The organism is Undibacterium sp. Di27W, assembly GCF_049340345.1.
Classification (GTDB): Bacteria; Pseudomonadota; Gammaproteobacteria; order Burkholderiales; family Burkholderiaceae_D; genus Undibacterium.
This window is the reverse complement of the sequence record NZ_JBMPOS010000172.1, coordinates 1-257: the sequence shown is the minus strand read 5'-3', so window position 1 is coordinate 257 and position 257 is coordinate 1. Positions and strand designations below refer to the sequence as shown.

Annotated in this window: 1 protein-coding gene; it reads right to left on the bottom strand. The window is 53.7% G+C overall.

Annotation, left to right across the window (positions count from 1 at the left end; all coding sequences use genetic code 11):
• A partial coding sequence (locus ACO0LF_RS31775) for a hypothetical protein (protein WP_423021447.1) occupies window positions 1-257 on the bottom strand: 257 nt, incomplete at both ends.

Genomic DNA, 257 nt, shown 5'->3' with positions numbered 1-257 from the left:
GACACTGGAACCACTGACAGAGAAGCTGCCATTGATCGCCTGGCCTATACCACTCTGACTGGCGCTCAGGCTACTGACCGTGATGGGGCTGGCCGCAGACTGATAACTGGCGGTGACACTGGGCGCAGTTCCATTATTGGCAAGATTGTTGGCATTGTCACGGGCCTCGACCTTAAAGACAATATTGGCAGTAGAGCCGGATGCAGGTAATAGCGCAGCACAACTCAAGCCATTTTCACTGGCCCAGTTACCTGTAA